Source organism: uncultured Aquimarina sp., from assembly GCF_947496855.1.
In the GTDB taxonomy this organism is placed as follows: domain Bacteria; phylum Bacteroidota; class Bacteroidia; order Flavobacteriales; family Flavobacteriaceae; genus Aquimarina.
Genome location: NZ_CANMED010000004.1, coordinates 535,180 through 554,870, shown reverse-complemented (window position 1 = coordinate 554,870; position 19,691 = coordinate 535,180). Strand labels below are relative to the sequence as shown.

Genomic DNA, 19,691 nt, shown 5'->3' with positions numbered 1-19,691 from the left:
TTCAGAGTACTTCGATCATAAAAAATTAACAGTCTTTTTAGACCAAAACTATAAAGTGAACTAAAATAATAAAATATGGAAAATCATATTATTAGTGAGCAAAATTTGTCACGAACTATAACGTTTAGTGACCATAATACATATACTTCAACGAATATTGAGGTAGATGAATCCTATCTCTTATATCATACCTTTACTGAAAAATTTGATCCCGAAATTTGGAATTACTACCTGAATATTTTACCGGAAAAATTTCAGAATGAGGTGTTTAAATATAGGAGATGGCAAGATAGGTATAATTGTTTGATAGGTAAACTTCTGGTATATCTTGGCCATTATCTGTTTTGTGGAAGCTCTTTAGAGTTTAGTAGATTTCTTAAAGATTCCTATGGAAAGCCATATCTGAAAGATAGTAACATACATTTTAATATTTCGCATAGTGGAAATACAGCAGTATGTGGTTTTAGCAAGCAAGAAATAGGTGTCGACATCGAAGAAATAAATGATCTAGATGTAACAATGTTCAATAGTGTTTTTAACCTTGATGAAATGCAAAAAATAAATAAAGATGGCGCTTCAAGATTTTATGAATTTTGGACAGTTAAAGAAGCTGTATCCAAAGCAATCGGAAAAGGATTAGGGATTCCGCTTTTGGATATAAAAATAAAAGATCAACATGCAATTTATAATAATGATGAATGGCAGATCAAGAGTTATAAAATAGAAAATAAATACTGTACAATAGCATCTGGAATCTCTAATAAGATAAGGATTAAAGAAATAAGATTTTAACAGTTTTATTTGTTGTATTGACAACTATACTTCAATTAGATAAATATTAATTAAATAAGAGTCTATTAATATGAAAGTTTTAAAATTTAGCGGAACATCTCTTAGATTTGTTGAAAATTTGTGCAAAAAAAAATATTTTGATCAAAGATAATGATGAAAAAAATTATTGTTTGTTCTGCAATGTTAGGTGTTACAAATCAATTAGTCGATCTAGCTGAAAAAATTAAAATAAAATCCTTATTGGGGAAATCATTTTTAGGCAAGAGGATATTTTGCAAGTACTGTAGGTTTAGATGAGGGTATGATGAGAAAATATATAAAAGATCAAGAAAAGAAGGAGAAAGTGATAGAGGAAAACCAGCAAAAGTTTAATTTTTAGACAGAATCTTAATTACCCTTAGAGCCCCTCCCTCATGGAGGTTAACCAAATCACACCTTCTAAGAAGGTGTGATTTTTCTTTAAAACATTAAAAATTTTAGATTTGATCTTTAAATAATTAACCTAATATCCTCTACTGGCAAGTTCGAACTCTGTCGCTTTACTTCCACTTAGATTAACAAAACCATTCATTTATTTGAATGGTTTTTGTTGTTGAGTATATTTCTTGTTTGATGGTTGTTTCTTCAATGTGTGCTAGATATCAAATATACGCTTAATGGAATTTACAGTAAAAAAGAAATAAAAACTTATAAGAGTTATAATGAGGACTTTGATTAATAACAATTATTTTTGAATCCTGAAAATAATTACTTTAGATAACATGGATAAACTAGGGCTTACAAAAGAAAATTGGGATCAATTCGTAAATTGGATTTGGGAATTTTTGCCTGGGTTAATTTCGGCAATTATCATATTTTTTGTAGGGATATGGATTATTAATATTTTTAGCAGAGCACTTCGTAGATTCTTTCAGAAGAAAGACTATGATGAAACATTAGAGAAGTTTCTATATGATTTAATAAATATTGGTCTTAAAATCTTACTTATTGTATTAGTTGTTACTCAATTAGGAGTGCAAACTTCTTCTCTTGTGGCAATATTGGGTGCAGCTGGATTAGCGATAGGATTGGCGCTACAAGGATCCCTTTCTAACTTTGCAGGAGGTGTGTTAATTTTATTCTTTAAACCCTTTAAGATCGGAGATTTTATAGAAGCACAAGGTGTTTCTGGTACAGTAAAAGAGATTTCGATATTCACTACTAAGCTAAATACCTTTGGAAATCAATTAGCTGTAATCCCGAATGGAAAAATATCTAATGGCAATATTATTAATTATTCTTCAGAAGATCGAAGAAGGGGTAAGATCGAGATTGGAATTTCTTATGATAGTAATATTAAAAAAGCCAAAGAGATTATACTCGATTTGATTAACGGTCAGGAAAATGTTATTAAAGATCCGGCTCCAGAAATATATGTTTCGGAACTTGGAGATAGTGCAGTAACGCTATCATTGCGTTTTTGGGCTCTTAACGAAGATTTCTGGGCGATTCATTTTTACACAATAGAAGAAGCGAAAAAACGCCTTGAATCCAATGGTATTTCGATACCTTTTCCGCAAAGCGATGTGCATCTTTATACCAAAGAAGCAAAATGATAAAAAGTATGAGTCTTTAGTTTTAGATGAAATGATCTCTTTTTGTTAATGCTTTAATTCCTAAATATTGCATAAAAGCATCTAGTGTTTGATAGAAATCACTAGATTTATTGGATGTCACTATTAATACTTTTGAGTAATGTCTAATTCTTTACTTTTTATTCCCGATATATCAGGTTATACGCAGTTTGTCCAAACTACAGAAGTAGAGCACAGTCAGCACGTAATAGCAGAGTTGTTAGAAATTTTGATTAAAGCGAATACTCAAAAATTGAAATTGGCTGAAGTGGAGGGTGATGCATTGTTTTTTTATAAAGATGGAGAGGTTCCTTCTCAGGAAAAGTTATTGGCGCAAATAGAGACAATGTTTACAGCTTTTTATAGTCATCTTAAGTTGTTAGAAAGAAATCGTGTTTGCCCCTGTAATGCATGTGCAACAGCTCCTAACCTTCAGTTGAAGATCATAGCACATTGTGGCGAATTACAATTCATTACCGTTCAGAGTAAGAGTAAACCATTTGGACAAGTGGTTATAGAAGCGCATAGGCTGCTGAAGAATTCTGTTTTTAGTGATAATTATGTATTACTAAGTGAAAATTTAGCTAATGTTATAGGTATTCCTTATCATTATAAAAGCCAGTTATTTGATTTTTCTACCAATGAAAATACGTATGACGGAAAAAATATAAAATACTTATTTTCTGAAATTGATAAAGAAAAACTAAAGCTTACTTCTTATGAAACTCCCTATGAAGTTCAATTTACAAGTTCTCCGGGATTGGTGATAGAGAAAGATTATAAAATTCCTGCGCAAGAATTGTTAGAGTATATTACGAATTATAGTTATCGCCATCACTGGGTTAAAGGAGTTGATGAATTTGAATATAATCCAGACGAGGTAACTCGTTTAGGAACTGAACACGTTTGTGTTATAGATGGTAAACGATTAAACTTTACTACGGTAACTAAAGCTGTTCAATCTGGTCGCCTTGTGTATGGGGAGTATACAACAGATATTCCTGTTATTGATTCAATACATCAATTTTATATAATTATTCCAACTTCATTGAATTCCTGTAGTTTAATTATGGAATTATATCCAAAAGCAAAATCAATTTTAAAAAAAATTATGCTTCATTTGGTTATGAAAAGAGCTTTTAAGAAGTCGATAAAAGTGTCTCTTGATAATCTTGAAAATTATATAAATAGTAATTAATAGAATTTTGATTAATCCTATTAAATTAAATCCAAAATGCGTTCGAGTTTCATTCCTCTAGATCCTTTGATAAGGATGGCTCCCTGGATTTTTTCTAACAATTTATTTTCTTTAAGATCTTCAAAGGACTTGTATTTTAGAATACGTGTATCCTCTGTTAAAGTGTCGAAAAAGTTTTTGCCGATCAGGTAAATAGTGTCACACGACGTTTGGGTGAGTTGATCTACTATTCTTTGATGTTCTTCTGGGGCTGTATAGCCAAGTTCAAACATGTCACCAAGAAAAACTATTTTACTCTTATATGCTAATTCTTGAAAATTGCTTATTGCAGCACTCATGCTCGACGGATTCGCATTATATGCATCCAAAATAATGGTAGATTTATTTTTTTTTATAATTTGAGAACGGTTGTTAGACGGAATATAAGACTCGATAGCGGCTTTAATCTGTTTTGAATTGATTTTAAAATAATGACCAATTGCTATGGCTGCCGCGATATTTGTGAAATTATAAGAGCCTATAAGGTGACTACTTATTATTGTATCGTTGTAGTTTACGCTTACCATCGGATTAACTGCTTGTAGTCTCACGTTTGTGTTGCTGTCTAAAGTTTGGGAAAATGTAAACGTATCAATTCCTTCTGATGCTTTAGAAAGTTTGGGGTCCTCTGTGTTTAGAAAAATAAGATTATTATGCTTTTTTAGATATTGATAAAGCTCCGTTTTTCCTTGTAAAACACCTTCTAGACTTCCGAACCCTTCTATATGTGCTTTTCCAATGTTTGTTATATAGCCGAAATCTGGACAAGCAATATTACATAAGAATTCTATTTCTTTTATATGATTTGCTCCCATTTCTACAATTCCAATTTCAGTACTTTTATTCATAGATAAAAGGGTAAGAGGAACACCAATATGATTGTTTAAGTTACCAGCAGTTGCAGTGGTATTGTAAATGGATGAGAGAACGCAATTGATTAATTCTTTTGTTGTTGTCTTTCCATTACTCCCGGTAAGAGCTATTATAGGAATGTTTAGAAATTTTCGATGATAAGTAGCTAAATCTTGAAGTGTTTTTAAAACATCATTGACAAGAACATACTTTTCAGAAACCACAAACTTTTCATCATCAATTATAGCATAAGAGGCACCGTTTTTAATCGCTTGTTGTGCATACATATTGCCATTAAAATTATCTCCTTTTAAGGCAAAAAAGAGATTATTGCTCTTAATTCCTCTAGTATCAGTGCAAATGCCACTACTTTCTAGGAATAATTTATGTATTCTGGCTGTATTCATTTATTATAGTTGTATTAAAAAGCCCTGCACATAAAATGTCAGGGCTTTGTATTTATTAACGAACAAATAAAATTTATTTTTTATCTAGGCGCTCTATGCTTAGGTGTCTTTTTGTTTTTAGCTTTTTCACCTACGCGAGACATTGCATTTCTAAATCCGATATAATCTGTAGACATATCCTGAGGGAAAAATCTTCTCTGTGCAGGATCTAACCAATATGCTCTATCTTTCCAAGAACCTCCTTTGTATACCCTTACCTCTTCACCTACGATAGTAGTTCTTTTACTAGATTCATCATATCTTCTATCTAACTTCGTGCTATCTTCTGCACTTGGCTCTACACTATGTATAGGAGAATTATACATTCTTCTATTAGGGATACTTTCATCCTGAAATCCTTCGTAATATCTTGATGAACTTTTATCTCCATCTCTAAAATTACGGTTGTCACTCTGAGTAAAGTTTGTTCTCAAATAAGTTTCGTTTTCATCAACCGGGGTCTGTAATATACCTCCTGGCAATACTCTTGCAACAATTTTACCATTACTTAAGGTGTCATAAATAATAGAATCAGTTGTAACAATCTTTACAGTTCCATCAGGATTGATTGCATTTTTAGTATATACATTACCTCTATAGTAGTTAAAATCGTTATACTCATCATCTACGATTGGTCTGTATACATCTGCTACCCATTCAGCAACATTACCAGCCATATCGTAAAGACCGTAGTCATTAGGGTCATAAGATGCTACTGGAGCTGTAATATCAGCACCATCATCACTCCATCCAGCAATACCACCATAGTCACCATCACCTTGCTTAAAGTTAGCCAATTGATCTCCACGAGTTCTTCTTTTTCCTGAACGAGTATATTGTCCATCCCAAGGGTATTTTTTTCTACCTCTGTAAATGTTATAACTTCTTAATTCTACCAATCCTAAAGCAGCATATTCCCATTCTGCTTCTGTAGGTAGTCTATACTTTGGAAGTAATAATCCATCTTTACGTTGGATATATAATCCTGTAGAATCATTTCTCTTTTCGTAATTTTCTGATTTTTTACCACCCCTTGTCGCTTCGTCATTACCTCCGTAGGTTTGTGAAGGAGCATTTAAGTATGTGTCTGTGTTAAAAGTACTTTCTGCAGAAACATCTTCAAAAGGAGCATTCTCTTTAATTACTCTTTCCTCCTCTAAAATTCTTTCGTTCACACGATCGGTTCTCCACTTACTAAATTCTACAGCCTGAATCCAGTTAACACCAACTACTGGGTAATTAGCATATGCTGGATGACGCAGATAGTTATTGGTCATCATCTCGTTGAAACCTAAACGATTTCTCCATACCAATGTATCAGGTAGTGCACCGTGATATATGTTTTTGTATTTTGGTTCTGTAGGGGGATATACACCTTTCAACCAATCAAGATATTCCAGATACATCACATTTGTGACCTCAGTTTCATCCATGTAAAATGACTGAACGTGCTGCTGAGTAGGAGTGTTATTCCAATCATGCATTACATCATCCTGTACACGTCCCATGGTGAAGGTTCCTCCTTCAACAAAAACTAGACCAGGTCCTGTCTCTTGTTCTTTGTAATTAGTGTTTACTTGGAATCCACCATCTTTGGAGTTGTATTTCCATCCAGTGGCTCTAGAACTGTTGCCATAATCTGTCTTGTTACAGCTGAACAGTAAGGTACTAATGGTAAGGACCATTAGCGACTTAAAAACTAACGCGTTTTTCATAATTTTAAGTTCGTTAAAGTAGAAATTAGGGCTCGCAATATAATAATTAACGTTAAATTTACCCTAATATTTTTAAAATAATATCAAATCATGAAAAAATAATCTTTTTCATGATTGACTTTGGTTTAACGCAATATTTCTATGTTTATTATTATTTTTGAATAAAAACCATGATTTACGGAACACTAAAACTGTGTTAAACCCGTTATACGCTATGATGAAGAAAATTACAATTTTATATGCGCTACTGATTTCTGCTATCATTTCTGCTCAGCAAACAGTACATATTGATGTTGACTGGAAGGATGTAAAAATTAGTACATCCGGTAATGTTTCATATACTGTTCCAGGATTTAATGAAGAAAACTTTGAGTATCGAGATGATATTGGATTGCAATTCGCGACGAAATGGAAAGAATTAGGAGAAATTAATTCAACAACTGCGAGGTTGGATAATGTTATCTATAAGAATATATCAAAAGCGGAATTAAAGGATTTAGATGTGAATTTAATCCCAAAAGAGCTTTCTTATACTATACGCTCAATTAATGCTAGAAACAAAAAAGCTGGTTTCGGAATTTTATCACCTATTATAAGAAATGGGAATACTTTTAAAAAAATAGTATCATTTGATATTGTTTATCAAACAGGTGCTCGTAAAATAAATACTAAAAGACTACCTGTAAGTAGTTCAGTGTTGGCTTCGGGAGATTGGTTTCGTTTTTATGTAGATAAGACTGGAATTTTTAAAATAACGCCCGGATTCTTAAATAGTTTAGGTATGGATATATCTTCTGTAAACCCAAACACAATTAAAATTTACGGTAATGGAGGGCAAATGATGCCTTTGGTTAATCAAGAAAACACCGAGTTTGATTTAAGAGAAAATGCAATTCAGGTTGTAGGTGGTGAAGACGGTAATTTTTCAGGAAATGATTACATCCTCTTTTATGGAGAAGATACCACGGGATACAGTCCGGAAAACATAACCAATATTAATCTATACGCTGATAAATCTTATTACTATGTAACTGCTGGAGGTACAAATGGAAATAGGGTATCTAATTACACAGAACCTGCTGGTTCTGTCGATACTGAGATTAATTCATTTACGGATTATCAATTTTATGAAGTAGATGAGTATAATATTGCTAAAATTGGTAGGCGTTGGTTCGGAGATCGTTTTGATATACAAAATAGTAGAAATTATAATTTTGATTTCCCTAATTTAATTACATCAGAACCAATTGAACTAAGGGTTCTTGCCGCTGCCACTTCGACTTCTTCATCAAGCTTGAATATTAATGTAAATGGAGGGCAAGTAGGTATTTTAAGTTTTTCTCAAATTTCGGGATCTTCATTGGTTTCCCCTAGAGAAATTGTTCAGAATGTTGCTTCTACTTCAGATCAGGTAGCAGTTAATTTGAACTATAGTAACAATGGAAATCCTTCTGCAATAGGGTATCTTGATTTTGTAAGTCTAAAAGCAAAAAGAGCCTTGATAAGTACAAATTCTCAAATGCAATTTTCTTATGAAGAAGCTGTTGCATCAATTGGAATAGGACAATATAATATATCAAATAGCGGTAATGTGTCTCAAGTATGGGATGTGACGAATCCCGAAACTATAAGAAGTATTCCTAATAATAATGGGTTGTCTACTTTAAGTTTTAAAGCTACTTTGGGAGAATCACGCCAATATATAGCGCTTGTTTCAACCGATTATTATGATCCGTTAGTGGATCAAACGGCAAGGGTAGATAATCAGGATATTAAAGGAACCATTTTTCTAAATAATCAAGGACAGTTTGAAGATGTTGATTATTTGATCATTGCGAATAACTCATTAGTGCAATCAGCAAATAGGCTTGCGGATCATCATAGGACTTTGAATAATTATAATGTAAAGGTAGTAACGCTGGATCAAATCTATCACGAATTTGGAAGCGGTAAACAAGATATAGTAGCTATCAGGAATTTAGTTAGGTATGTATATGATAATGCATCAAGTCCTAATGAACAGTTAAAATACGTGTGTCTTTTTGGAGATGGATCAGTTGATTATAAAGGTTTATTGTTAAAAGAAAATTGTTCCGATAGTAATATTGTGCCTACTTTTCAAAGTTTAAATAGTTTTTCGTTAGTTAATTCATTTGCTACAGATGATTTTTTTGGTTCTATGGATCCTACAGAAGGACAGATGCTAGCAGGTGATCAACTAGATATTGCTGTGGGAAGAATATTGGCAGATACTCCTCAATTAGCAGATGCTATGGTTACTAAGATTGTAGATTATTCCGCAGAACAATCTTTCGGAAGGTGGAGAAATTCTGTTTTATTAATAGCGGATGATGTAGATGAAGATTGGGAGGAGCAAATTCAGCGAATTCTGAATGAATTAGGCGATGAGTTAGTTGAGAGAAAACCTTATTTAAATCTCACAAAAATATATGCAGATGCTTTTCAGCAAGAATCTTCGGCATCTGGTAGTAGGTATCCAAAGGTAAATGAGGCGATTTCTAGCGCTATTGAAACAGGAGCTGTGGTTGTTGATTATTTCGGACATGGAGGAGAAGATGGATTGGCAAAAGAATTTATATTTAATAAGTCTGATGTTACAGAACTGGCTAATACGAATAGGTTTCCCGTCTTCATAACTGTTACCTGCGAGTTTTCAAAATTTGATAACCCGTGTAGGGAAACTGCAGGGGAACTTATGTTTAAAAACCCACAAGGAGGTGCCATATCATTGATTAGTACTACGAGAGATGTATTTGTAGGTGATGGGATATTAATAAATAATAGATTATCTGAGTTTTTATTCCCAGATAGTTCGGATTATCCAACAGTGGCTGAAGCTGTAAGGCTAATGAAGAATTCGCTGTCTGGTACTAGAAAAAGAGTGGTTTTCTTTTTTGGAGACCCGGCTATGAAAATGGCTATTCCTAAACCTAATATTCGTTTGACAAGTATAAATGATACGCCTATTACACAAGCTGTAGATACACTGAAGGCTTTAAGTAGAATTAAAATTTCGGGAGAAGTAGTTAATGAATCAGGAACTTTACTATCTGATTATAATGGTATTTTATCTGCAACTATTTATGATAAAGAAATAGATAGAAAGACACTTGCTAATGATGCGACTTTTAACTTAGGAGAACTTGTAGTTTTAGATTTTGAAACTTTAGGGGTTATTATTTTTAGAGGAAAAGCATCGGTAACAAACGGTATTTTTAATTTCGAGTTTATAGTTCCGAGGGATATTGGTATTCCTGTTGATACAGGAAGAATAAGTTTTTATTCTGCAAGAAATGGAGTGTTAGAAAACCAAACGGGTGCCGATGAGACAATTCTGGTAGGTGGATTAAATGAAAATGCACCAGAGGATAATGTGGGGCCAGAAATCCAATTGTTTATGAACGATGAGAGTTTTGTTTCAGGTGGTGTTACTAATGATTCTCCAATACTAATTGCAAAACTTCAAGATGAAAACGGTATCAATACGGCTAGTGGTATAGGTCACGATATTTCTGCGATACTTGATGGAGATGATGCTAATCCATTTATTCTTAACGACTTTTATGAGACGGAGGTGGATGATTTTACAAAGGGACTTGTTAATTTTAAATTTAGAGATTTAGAACCGGGTTTACATACACTCACGTTCAAAGGGTGGGATGTTTACAATAACTCTTCTACTCAAGAAATTCAATTCGTAGTAGCAGACGCGGCTGGTTTCACATTAAATAATGTGCTAAATTATCCGAATCCATTCGTAAGTCATACCGAGTTTTGGTTTGAGCATTCTGGTGCGATTAGTGATGTTTTAGAAGTTCAGGTTCAGGTGTTTACGGTTTCAGGAAAAGTAATCTGGACAAGTAATCAAACACTGTCTGGAAAAACAAGCTACAGAGAGGATATTCAGTGGGATGGACGAGATGATTTTGGGGATAAATTAGGAAAAGGCGTTTATGTGTATAAGATATCTGTAAAATCAACGTTAACAAATCAGCGGGTTGAGAAATTTGAAAAACTCGTTATACTATAAATAACTAAATAACTATATATTTGTCAAAATCAATTTTCACATGAAGAAGATCTTTATACTCAGCTTGGCGTTTATTTCGCTTTTGAATTTTCAAATGAATGCGCAAGATGAAAGAAGTCAAACGGCAATTACAACTGCTGTTCCATTTTTATTAATTGCAGCAGATGCTAGAGCTGCAGGTTTAGCGGATCAAGGGGTGGCTACAACTCCTGATGCATTTTCACAACAATGGAATCCGTCGAAATATGCTTTTATTTCTAAACAACAGGGAGTTGGTGTAAATTATACTCCGTATTTAAGTAGTCTGGTAAACGATATAGGATTGGGAAACCTAACGTATTACAATAGATTTAGTGAACGTAGTGCTGTTGCAGCCAGTTTTAAATACTTTAGTCTTGGAGAAATAGAGTTTAGACAAAATGCTAATGACCTAGGATTGATTCAAAAACCAAACGAATTAACATTTGATGTGTCTTATGTAACGCAGTTGAGTCCTACATTTTCTATGGGGGTTACTGGGCGTTACTTGAGATCTGATCTAAAATTAGACCAAGTATCAGAAGCAGAAGCTGCTAGTAGTTTTGGAGTAGATGTTTCTGCATATTATCAAAGTGAAGAAGTTGCTTACAACTCTTTTAATGGTAGATGGAGAGCAGGATTAAATATATCCAATATTGGTCCTAAATTAAAGTATGATGATGCAGGGCAAGAAGATTTTATTCCAACTACTTTCAGATTAGGAGCTGGTTTTGATTTCCTTTTAGATGAATATAACAGAATTACACCGTCTATTGAGTTTGCTAAATTATTAGTACCAAGTCCTCAGGATTTTGATGGCGATGGTGATATAGATGCTTCAGATAATGCAGAATATCAAGAAATAAGTTCATTTGGAGCGATCTTTTCATCTTGGGGTGATGCAGATGGTGGCTTTAGTGAAGAGTTGCAAGAATTTACTTGGTCACTTGGTGCTGAATATGTCTATCGTGATGTATTTGCTTTTAGAGCAGGTTATTTTAACGAAGCAGAGGAAAAAGGAGCGCGTAAGTTTGTTTCTATGGGTGCTGGTTTTAAATATACCATTGTTAATATAGATATTTCTTATTTATTCTCTACTTCTGCGGTAAGAAGTCCATTAGAAGGAACACTTCGTTTTGGACTCTCATTTAATTTTGGAGAGGATTACTATGATAGATAAATAAGCATATCTACACAATAATAAAAAGTATCAAGCGCTAATGTTTGATACTTTTTTTGTTTATAGTACATTGTGAAACCAATTTTCATATGAGAATTGGGGTATATTCTAAATTATAAAATAGTAGTGATTACTAATGTATATTCTAATTTGTTAGTAGTATAATTATAAAACCTTGAATGCGTGAAAGAAATAGAAATCAAATCCACTTTACAAGTGTATGATTCATTAGAAGAATTGCCAGAAGATATTCAGGATTTAATGCAGCAATCTTTTGATATCAGAGATAAAGCCTATGCTCCATACTCTGAATTTCTCGTTGGAGCTGCATTATTATTAGAAAATCAGAAAATTATTCTTGGTAATAATCAAGAAAATGCATGTTATCCTTCTGGCTTATGTGCAGAACGTGTGGCTATATATGCGGCAGGAGCAAACTTTCCAGGTGTTCCAATCTTAAGAATGGCACTTTCTGCGAAATCCTTAAAACATCAGTTAATAACCCCTACACCGCCTTGTGGTGCCTGTAGACAATCAATAGCGGAATATGAGCTAAATCAGAAGAAACCAATTGAAATCTATTTTATGGGAGAAACAGGAAAAGTAGTAAAATCTTGTTCTTTAGCTAATTTATTGCCCCTTATTTTTGATAATTCGTATTTATAACGTTTTCGTACATTTTTATTCATAACTCCTTTCTCCTTAATAACTAATATATTATTTTTGTTTTTCGCTTAATTGAAAAATTAGCAGACAAATTCTGTAATTGTTAGAAGGGTCAGCAATAAAGTTGGCTTAATTTTGAAATATCATTATATTTTAGATGAAAAAAGTAACCAAGGAAGTTTACCTGAAGTGGTACGAGGATATGCTTTTCTGGAGAAAGTTTGAAGACAAACTTGCTCAAGTATATATCCAACAAAAAGTAAGAGGTTTTTTACATTTATATAACGGTCAGGAGGCTATCTTAGCAGGTGCTTTGCATGCAATGGATCTTACTAAAGATAAGATGATTACTGCATACCGTAATCATGTTCAACCTATCGGAATGGGTGTAGATCCTAAACGAGTAATGGCGGAGTTGTATGGAAAAGGTACAGGTACTTCACAAGGAATGGGAGGATCGATGCATATTTTTTCTAAAGAACATAGATTCTACGGAGGACACGGTATTGTAGGAGGACAGATTCCTTTAGGTGCTGGTTTAGCTTTTGCCGATAAATATTACAAAAGAGACGCCGTAACCCTAACATTTATGGGAGATGGAGCTACACGACAAGGATCACTCCATGAAACCTTTAACTTAGCTATGCTATGGAATTTACCTGTTGTATTTTGTGTAGAGAATAATGGGTATGCTATGGGTACATCCGTAGAAAGAACAGCTAACCATACAGATATACATCTGTTAGGAGAAGGATATAAAATGCCTAATTCAGCTGTAGATGCCATGAATCCAGTGAAAGTTGCGGAAGCAATGGATGAGGCAATAAATAGAGCTAGAACAGGTGGAGGTCCGACTTTTCTCGAATTAAAAACATATCGTTACAGAGGACATTCTATGAGTGATGCTCAGAAGTATCGTACTAAAGAAGAAGTGGCAGAATATCAAAAGATTGATCCAATTACTCAGGTTTTGGATATCATAAAGGATAAAAAGTATGCGACTGATGATGAGATTGCTGCTATTGACAAAGGGGTGAAAGATAGAGTTGCGGAATGCCAAAAATTCGCAGAAGAATCTCCATTCCCAGACAAAAACTTGATGTATGATGTTGTATACGAACAAGAAGATTACCCATTTTTATCACACAAACCACAATAGATTATGGCTACAGTAATTAATATGCCGCGATTGAGCGATACCATGGAAGAAGGAGTTGTCGCGAAGTGGCTTGTTAACAAAGGTGACAAAATAAGTGAAGGAGATATCCTTGCGGAAATTGAGACCGACAAAGCAACAATGGAATTCGAATCTTTTTATGAAGGAGTATTACTTCATATCGGAATTGAAGAAGGTGAAACTGCACCTGTTGATCAGCTTTTGGCGATCATTGGTGAAGAAGGAGAAGATATTTCTGGTTTGTTGAATGGAAATGCAGAAGCTCCAAAAGAAGAGAAAGTTGAAGAATCAGCTTCAAACTCAGCAGGCGCCGCAACTATTCCTGAAGGGGTAGAAGTTATTACAATGCCACGTCTTAGTGATACGATGGAAGAAGGTACTGTAGCAAGCTGGTTGAAAAAGGTTGGTGATACTGTCGAGGAAGGTGATATTCTTGCCGAGATAGAAACAGATAAAGCTACAATGGAATTTGAATCTTTTTATAACGGTACACTATTGTATATCGGTATAGAAGAAGGTCAAACAGCTCCGGTAGATGTATTGCTTGCTATTATTGGTCCAGCTGGAACAGATGTTTCAGGCCTTAAGGATGGTGTGCCTGCAGCTAGTAGTTCAGCTCCTAAGGAAGCAGCAGTAAAAGAAGAAAAAGTAGAAAAAACAACAGTTAGTTCTGGAAGTGATTCTTCTACTGGAGGAAGAATATTTGTTTCTCCACTAGCTAAAAAAATAGCAGTAGATAAAGGAATAGATTTATCTCAGGTAAAAGGTACAGGAGAGAATGGACGAATTGTAAAGAAAGATGTAGAGACATTTACACCTTCTGTAGCAGTCAGCACTCCAGCATCGTCTAAGGCAGCAACTCCTGCTTCAACAATTCAGACGTTTGCTCCAGCAGGAGAAGAAAGTTTTGAAGAAGTAAAGAATTCGCAGATGCGTAAAGCTATCGCTAGAAGTCTTTCAGCATCTAAATTTAATGCGCCTCATTATTATTTAACGATTGAAGTAGGTATGGATAATGCGATTGCTTCTCGTAAAACGATTAATGAATTACCAGACACAAAAGTATCATTTAATGATATGGTTGTTAAGGCTTGTGCAATGGCGTTAAGAAGGCATCCTCAAGTAAATACATCTTGGAAAGATGATGTTACTGTGTATAATAAACACATTAGTATTGGTGTAGCTGTAGCAGTTCCAGATGGGTTGGTAGTGCCAGTTCTGCCATTTACAGACCATATGAATATTATGGAAATTGATACCAGAGTCCGTGATTTAGCGACTAGAGCTAGAGATAAAAAATTAACTCCGCAAGAAATGAGTGGAAGTACTTTTACAGTATCTAATTTAGGGATGTTTGGTATTCAGGAATTTACTTCAATTATTAATCAGCCTAACTCTGCTATTTTATCGGTAGGGGCAATTGTTAAAAAACCAGTTGTTAAAGATGATCAGGTTGTTGTAGGTAATACAATGAAAGTAACGTTAGCTTGTGATCATAGAACTGTTGATGGGGCTACAGGAGCGCAATTTTTGCAAACGTTAAAGCAATATTTAGAAAACCCTGTAACTATGTTAGCATAGTTTTGTAAAGGAAATATATAATGTTTAAGATCCCACTTTTTTCAAAGTGGGATTTTTTTATATTTAAAAAATGAAAAAGAGAATTGAAAATCTACAATCAAAGACACTATCGGATAAAACATTTTTATTAAAGGAATATACTTTTGAGTATAAACATACAGATGTTCATACTTCAGAAAAACACCTTCGAGAAGTATATGATCACGGTGACGGAGCTTCTGTTTTATTGTATAATCTTACTAAGAAAACCGTCGTGCTGACACAGCAATTCAGACTACCTACTTTCTTAAATGGGAATACTTCAGGAATGAGTATTGAGGTTTGTGCAGGATCTCTTGATGGCGATACTCCAGAAGTATGTGTAAAAAAAGAAGCACTGGAAGAAACGGGTTATGATATTCATTCTGTTGAAAAAGCATTTTCGGTGTATGTATCTCCAGCTACAATGACAGAAATAGCGCATTTGTTTATTGCTGAATATACAGATGAAATGAAGGTAGAAAAAGGAGGTGGACTTGATCATGAAGAAGAATATATTGATGTTTTGGAAATAGATTTCGAAAAAGCATTTGATATGATGCAAACAGATGAGATTAAAGATGCCAGAACGGTTATGTTATTACAGTTCTTAAAAATAAAAGATATAATGGTATCTTAATTGGATGCCTAAGAGTGCACTTTTTAAGTATCTTTATCAAAAATTTCCTTTATCTAAGGAAACAATTAAAACATGAAACGAATCATCACAAAATTTTAGACATACTTCGAAAATAATTATTTGATGAGTTCCATTTGATATCTAAAACAATATAATAAACACATGAAACAAATAGCTCTTTTAATCATTGCACTTTTATTTATTACTTGCAAAGAAGCAACGGTTGCACAATCACCAATGTCTACTGCTACTACCTCTGATGTGGAGGTAATTATGAACTTTTTAGCTAGTGATGAATTGAAAGGTAGAGATACCGGAAGTAAAGGGCTTGAAAAAGCCGCAAAATTTATAGAGCAAGAGTTTAAGAAGTCAGGAATAGAACCTTATTTTGAATCATATCTTAATACTTTTGATGCCAAAGGAACCGAGACCTATAATGTAGTAGGTTACCTTAAAGGTACAGATCCTGACTTAGCCAATGAGTTTGTAGTAATAGGAGCTCATTTTGATCATATTGGAAATGGAAAAGAAGTAAATGGTGATACGATCGCTAATGGAGCTAATGATAATGCAGCGGGAAGTACAGCTGTGATTTCTTTGGCAAAACATTTTGCAGAGGCGAAAAGTAATAAACGAAGTGTGTTGTTCGTATTATTTGGGGCAGAAGAAAAAGGGTTATTAGGTTCTAGTCATTTAGCAAAGGTTTTAAAGGAGAAAAACCTTAACCTTTATACGATGGTAAATTTTGAAATGATAGGTGTACCATTAAATGACAAGAGTTATAAAGCTTACATCACAGGGTATGAGATTTCAAACATGGCAGAAAAAATCAATGAATATTCAGGAAAAGAGTTAATCGGTTTTCTACCCAAAGCAAAAGAGTTTCAGTTATTTAGAAGAAGTGATAATTATCCTTTTTATGAACAGTTCAATGTGCCTTGCCAAACGATTTCTACATTTGATTTCACCAATTATGACTATTATCATCATGTAGATGATGAGGTTTCTGAGATGGATTTTGAATTTATGGCAGAACTAATTAATAACAGTGTTACAGCTATTACAAAAATTCTAAATACACCAACAAAAGAAATCAAGTTAAATTAAATTTCACCTCTTTAGGGCTTCTAAAACCTAAAAGGTCTTTTTTTATAAAAAACATGAAAAATATTATAATTACCGGGGCAAGCAGAGGAATAGGGTATGAGATGGCTAAACTCTTTGCGGATGAAGGGCATCAGGTACTGGCTTTATCAAGGAATGACAAACCTATTGCCGCCCTTAATAACAAAAATATTCATACATTTTCTTGTGATCTATGTAATTCGTCCGATCTAGTAAAAGTGACTGATTATATTATTAATACATGGAAGACAGTAGATGTTCTAATTAACAATGCCGGTAAATTATTGAATAAACCCTTTGCAGAAATTTCTACACAAGAGTTTGAAGAAGTATATAAGGTGAATGTTTTTGGTGTAGCCGAAATTACTCGTTTAGTACTACCTTTTATGATAAATGGAAGTCATGTAGTTACTGTGAGTAGTATGGGAGGTGTTCAGGGGAGTATGAAGTTTCCGGGATTAGCAGCTTATAGTTCTAGTAAAGGAGCTGTTATTACATTGAGTGAGCTTTTGGCAGAAGAATATAAAGAAAGTGGTATCGCTTTTAATGTACTAGCGCTGGGAGCAGTACAAACAGAAATGTTAGAAGAAGCATTTCCTGGATATCAGGCTCCATTAACCGCTATAGAAATGGCTACTTATATTAAAGATTTCTCGCTCACCGCTAATAAGTTTTACAATGGTAAAGTGCTGCAGGTATCTAGCAGCACGCCTTAATAGAATTTTTTATCTTTAAATATCAGTTAACTTAAGGTATTTGTAAAATTGATGAACAGTTAGTACTTTCTTAAACTCTTCATTCTGAAAATAAACAATATTACTTAAATCTTTTGTCTTTTCGTTGTTAGAAACGTTAGACTGAATGACCTTATTTGCCTTAATGGAATATTTTATGATTACTTTTTTAATACGTTCACTAGCATAATTACTAAGATTCAATTCTTGCTGTAATAGAATTGCTCTTTGCTCTGCAAGTGCTGTAAATCGTTTTTTTTCTGCTTCTTGTTGCTCTTCAGTTAGCTCTGTAACCTCTTCTTGGTCCTGATTTTGATCTTCAATTTGGTTTTGTGCTACACCAGTAGTGCAAATAAAAAGTAATAGTAAAAATGTAAAAGCTCTCATGACGTTTCATCTTTAAGTTTTTCTTTACGAAATGTTAAAAATAGGGAATCAAAAGTATTAATAATTGATTAACAACAAGTTAAAAATGCAATAAACTCGACAAATGTTATTTTTTTTCGTTGAAAAACCTATATTTTAAAGGTTTTGAGCTTGGCGTAAGGCGGAAAAACCGTAAAAAAAGATGTTTTAATCGTTTTTTATTGATGATTTTATCTTTTCAAAAACTGCTTTTGATGTTTTAAACTTAACACCGTCGATCATTGTAAAAGAGGTTTTTATATAAGAAACAATCGTGTCAGTTTTAGTATTACTAAAATAAACTTGAGTGATTATTTTAGTAATCGAATCAGAGAGTATTTCGGGTTGTCCGATAAAATTAATTTGTTGTATTTCTTTTACGTCTTTTGAGTTAAATAGTTGTATTTCCTTCTCTTTGTTCTTAAATTCAGGATGTTGTTTTACAAGTATTTGTGTGTCTAAATAATCTTGTAATTTTTCAGTAATCAAAACAGAGTAAGCATCTTCTAGGACAGCAAATGAGGTTTCCTCTTCCGCAGAAATATTCTCGACGCTTTCAGCTTCCATCATTTTATTAGGGCTGTTTGCGCAACCTATAATTAGGGCCAATAAAATAAGATACACAAATTGTTTCATGATTTTACTCGGAATTTTAGTTTAACAATTTGCCCTTTGGATCTTTTGGATTCAATAATTTCAATATTTCTTAAACTCTTGATTGGTGTAGTAAGTTTATCAATGAATTCACTTTTAGAATATACTTCGATACCTAATCCCGATGGCAGTACCTGAAAAATAGTAGCATCTTCTGCAATCATTCTAGATAATTCCTTTTTTCTGTTTTTCCAGTCCTCAAGTTTACCATTCGCATAATAATGCAACATTAGTGCATAATCATCAGTGCTAACTTGTATGTTTTCATTAGTTAGAGATGAAACGGTTCTAAATATAGTATCTGTTTTATGATATGGCGATTTGATGACAAAATGAATATAGTCATCTTTTGTACTCCATTTAAAACATCCTAAACTATCACTTTTAGCATAAAAAGGAGATTGCTTATCATTTAGGACTATAATGTCAACAGATGTTTTGATAATCGGTAGATTTCTATCTTGATCAATAAAACAAAAGCTGAAAGTGTGAGTCTTTGGGATTAAAAAGTAAGCAGAGGTAATAAATACAATTCCGATTAATAAAAAGACTATAAGTTTAGAAACTACAGGGTTTTTCTTCTCAATTTTCTTTTGAGAATTCATTTCTTTAAAATCTGCCCAATTTTTATGACCACTGTATTCAGAAAGCATATTAAGAATGTCTACCCGAGGTAATTTTTCTGTAGTGTTTTTAAAATAACTGTAAAAAGATTTTTCACTAATACTACCTTTTACATGTTTTCGTAAATCTTCCTGAAACAATATTATATCCTGGCCTTTCCACT

General features: G+C 33.4%; 16 protein-coding genes. 11 read left to right on the top strand and 5 right to left on the bottom strand.

The genetic code is table 11. From position 1 onward, the window contains the following. Nucleotides 1–75: 75 nt before the first annotated feature. The 3 genes from Q0921_RS14875 to Q0921_RS14865 all read left to right on the top strand — a co-directional run bounded on the left by Q0921_RS14875 (nucleotide 76) and on the right by Q0921_RS14865 (nucleotide 3,603). Nucleotides 76–792 (top strand): 4'-phosphopantetheinyl transferase superfamily protein, encoded by a 717-nt coding sequence (locus Q0921_RS14875; protein WP_299258164.1) that lies wholly within the window; start codon nucleotides 76–78, stop codon nucleotides 790–792. A gap of 761 nt (nucleotides 793–1,553) precedes the next feature. Next, nucleotides 1,554–2,387, top strand: coding sequence for a mechanosensitive ion channel domain-containing protein (locus Q0921_RS14870; protein WP_299258162.1), 834 nt, complete (start codon nucleotides 1,554–1,556; stop codon nucleotides 2,385–2,387). 139 nt (nucleotides 2,388–2,526) lie between these two features. Beyond that, nucleotides 2,527–3,603 (top strand): DUF2652 domain-containing protein, encoded by a 1,077-nt coding sequence (locus Q0921_RS14865; protein WP_299258160.1) that lies wholly within the window; start codon nucleotides 2,527–2,529, stop codon nucleotides 3,601–3,603. Nucleotides 3,604–3,623: 20 nt separating this feature from the next. Here the strand turns inward: Q0921_RS14865 and murF are convergent, their stop codons facing one another. Beyond that, a complete protein-coding gene (gene murF, locus Q0921_RS14860) occupies nucleotides 3,624–4,901 on the bottom strand; it encodes a UDP-N-acetylmuramoyl-tripeptide--D-alanyl-D-alanine ligase (RefSeq protein ID WP_299258158.1) in 1,278 nt (425 codons plus the stop codon). 80 nt (nucleotides 4,902–4,981) lie between these two features. Further along, the gene (gldJ, locus tag Q0921_RS14855; protein WP_299258156.1) at nucleotides 4,982–6,655 is read right to left on the bottom strand and encodes a gliding motility lipoprotein GldJ; all 1,674 of its coding nucleotides are present in this window, start codon (nucleotides 6,653–6,655) and stop codon (nucleotides 4,982–4,984) included. 214 nt (nucleotides 6,656–6,869) lie between these two features. On the opposite strand from gldJ, the gene porU reads away from it, so the two are divergent. The 8 genes from porU to Q0921_RS14815 all read left to right on the top strand — a co-directional run bounded on the left by porU (nucleotide 6,870) and on the right by Q0921_RS14815 (nucleotide 17,827). Beyond that, nucleotides 6,870–10,706 (top strand): type IX secretion system sortase PorU, encoded by a 3,837-nt coding sequence (porU, locus tag Q0921_RS14850; RefSeq protein WP_299258154.1) that lies wholly within the window; start codon nucleotides 6,870–6,872, stop codon nucleotides 10,704–10,706. Between the two features lie 40 nt (nucleotides 10,707–10,746). Next, the gene (porV, locus tag Q0921_RS14845) at nucleotides 10,747–11,904 is read left to right on the top strand and encodes a type IX secretion system outer membrane channel protein PorV (RefSeq protein WP_299258152.1); all 1,158 of its coding nucleotides are present in this window, start codon (nucleotides 10,747–10,749) and stop codon (nucleotides 11,902–11,904) included. Nucleotides 11,905–12,087: 183 nt separating this feature from the next. After that, nucleotides 12,088–12,570 (top strand): cytidine deaminase, encoded by a 483-nt coding sequence (locus Q0921_RS14840; protein ID WP_299258150.1) that lies wholly within the window; start codon nucleotides 12,088–12,090, stop codon nucleotides 12,568–12,570. A 157-nt stretch (nucleotides 12,571–12,727) separates the two neighbouring features. Then, complete coding sequence (pdhA, locus tag Q0921_RS14835) at nucleotides 12,728–13,729, top strand: pyruvate dehydrogenase (acetyl-transferring) E1 component subunit alpha (protein WP_299258148.1); 1,002 nt, start codon at nucleotides 12,728–12,730, stop codon at nucleotides 13,727–13,729. A gap of 3 nt (nucleotides 13,730–13,732) precedes the next feature. Then, nucleotides 13,733–15,328: a pyruvate dehydrogenase complex dihydrolipoamide acetyltransferase gene (locus Q0921_RS14830; protein ID WP_299258146.1), complete on the top strand. Its 1,596-nt coding sequence runs from the start codon at nucleotides 13,733–13,735 to the stop codon at nucleotides 15,326–15,328. 70 nt (nucleotides 15,329–15,398) lie between these two features. Then, complete coding sequence (locus Q0921_RS14825; protein WP_299258144.1) at nucleotides 15,399–15,986, top strand: NUDIX domain-containing protein; 588 nt, start codon at nucleotides 15,399–15,401, stop codon at nucleotides 15,984–15,986. Nucleotides 15,987–16,148: 162 nt separating this feature from the next. Beyond that, on the top strand, nucleotides 16,149–17,093 hold the full coding sequence (locus tag Q0921_RS14820; protein ID WP_299258142.1) for a M20/M25/M40 family metallo-hydrolase: 945 nt from the start codon (nucleotides 16,149–16,151) through the stop codon (nucleotides 17,091–17,093). 53 nt (nucleotides 17,094–17,146) lie between these two features. Continuing rightward, complete coding sequence (locus Q0921_RS14815) at nucleotides 17,147–17,827, top strand: SDR family oxidoreductase (RefSeq protein ID WP_299258140.1); 681 nt, start codon at nucleotides 17,147–17,149, stop codon at nucleotides 17,825–17,827. Between the two features lie 15 nt (nucleotides 17,828–17,842). Here the strand turns inward: Q0921_RS14815 and Q0921_RS14810 are convergent, their stop codons facing one another. From Q0921_RS14810 to Q0921_RS14800, 3 genes are all read right to left on the bottom strand, one after another. Continuing rightward, nucleotides 17,843–18,232, bottom strand: coding sequence for a hypothetical protein (locus Q0921_RS14810; protein ID WP_299258138.1), 390 nt, complete (start codon nucleotides 18,230–18,232; stop codon nucleotides 17,843–17,845). A gap of 186 nt (nucleotides 18,233–18,418) precedes the next feature. Next, nucleotides 18,419–18,886, bottom strand: a complete 468-nt coding sequence (locus Q0921_RS14805; RefSeq protein ID WP_299258136.1) for a hypothetical protein — start codon at nucleotides 18,884–18,886, stop codon at nucleotides 18,419–18,421. Then, nucleotides 18,883–19,668 (bottom strand): hypothetical protein, encoded by a 786-nt coding sequence (locus tag Q0921_RS14800; protein ID WP_299258134.1) that lies wholly within the window; start codon nucleotides 19,666–19,668, stop codon nucleotides 18,883–18,885. The genes Q0921_RS14805 and Q0921_RS14800 overlap by 4 nt, the downstream gene beginning before the upstream one ends. Nucleotides 19,669–19,691 lie beyond the last annotated feature (23 nt).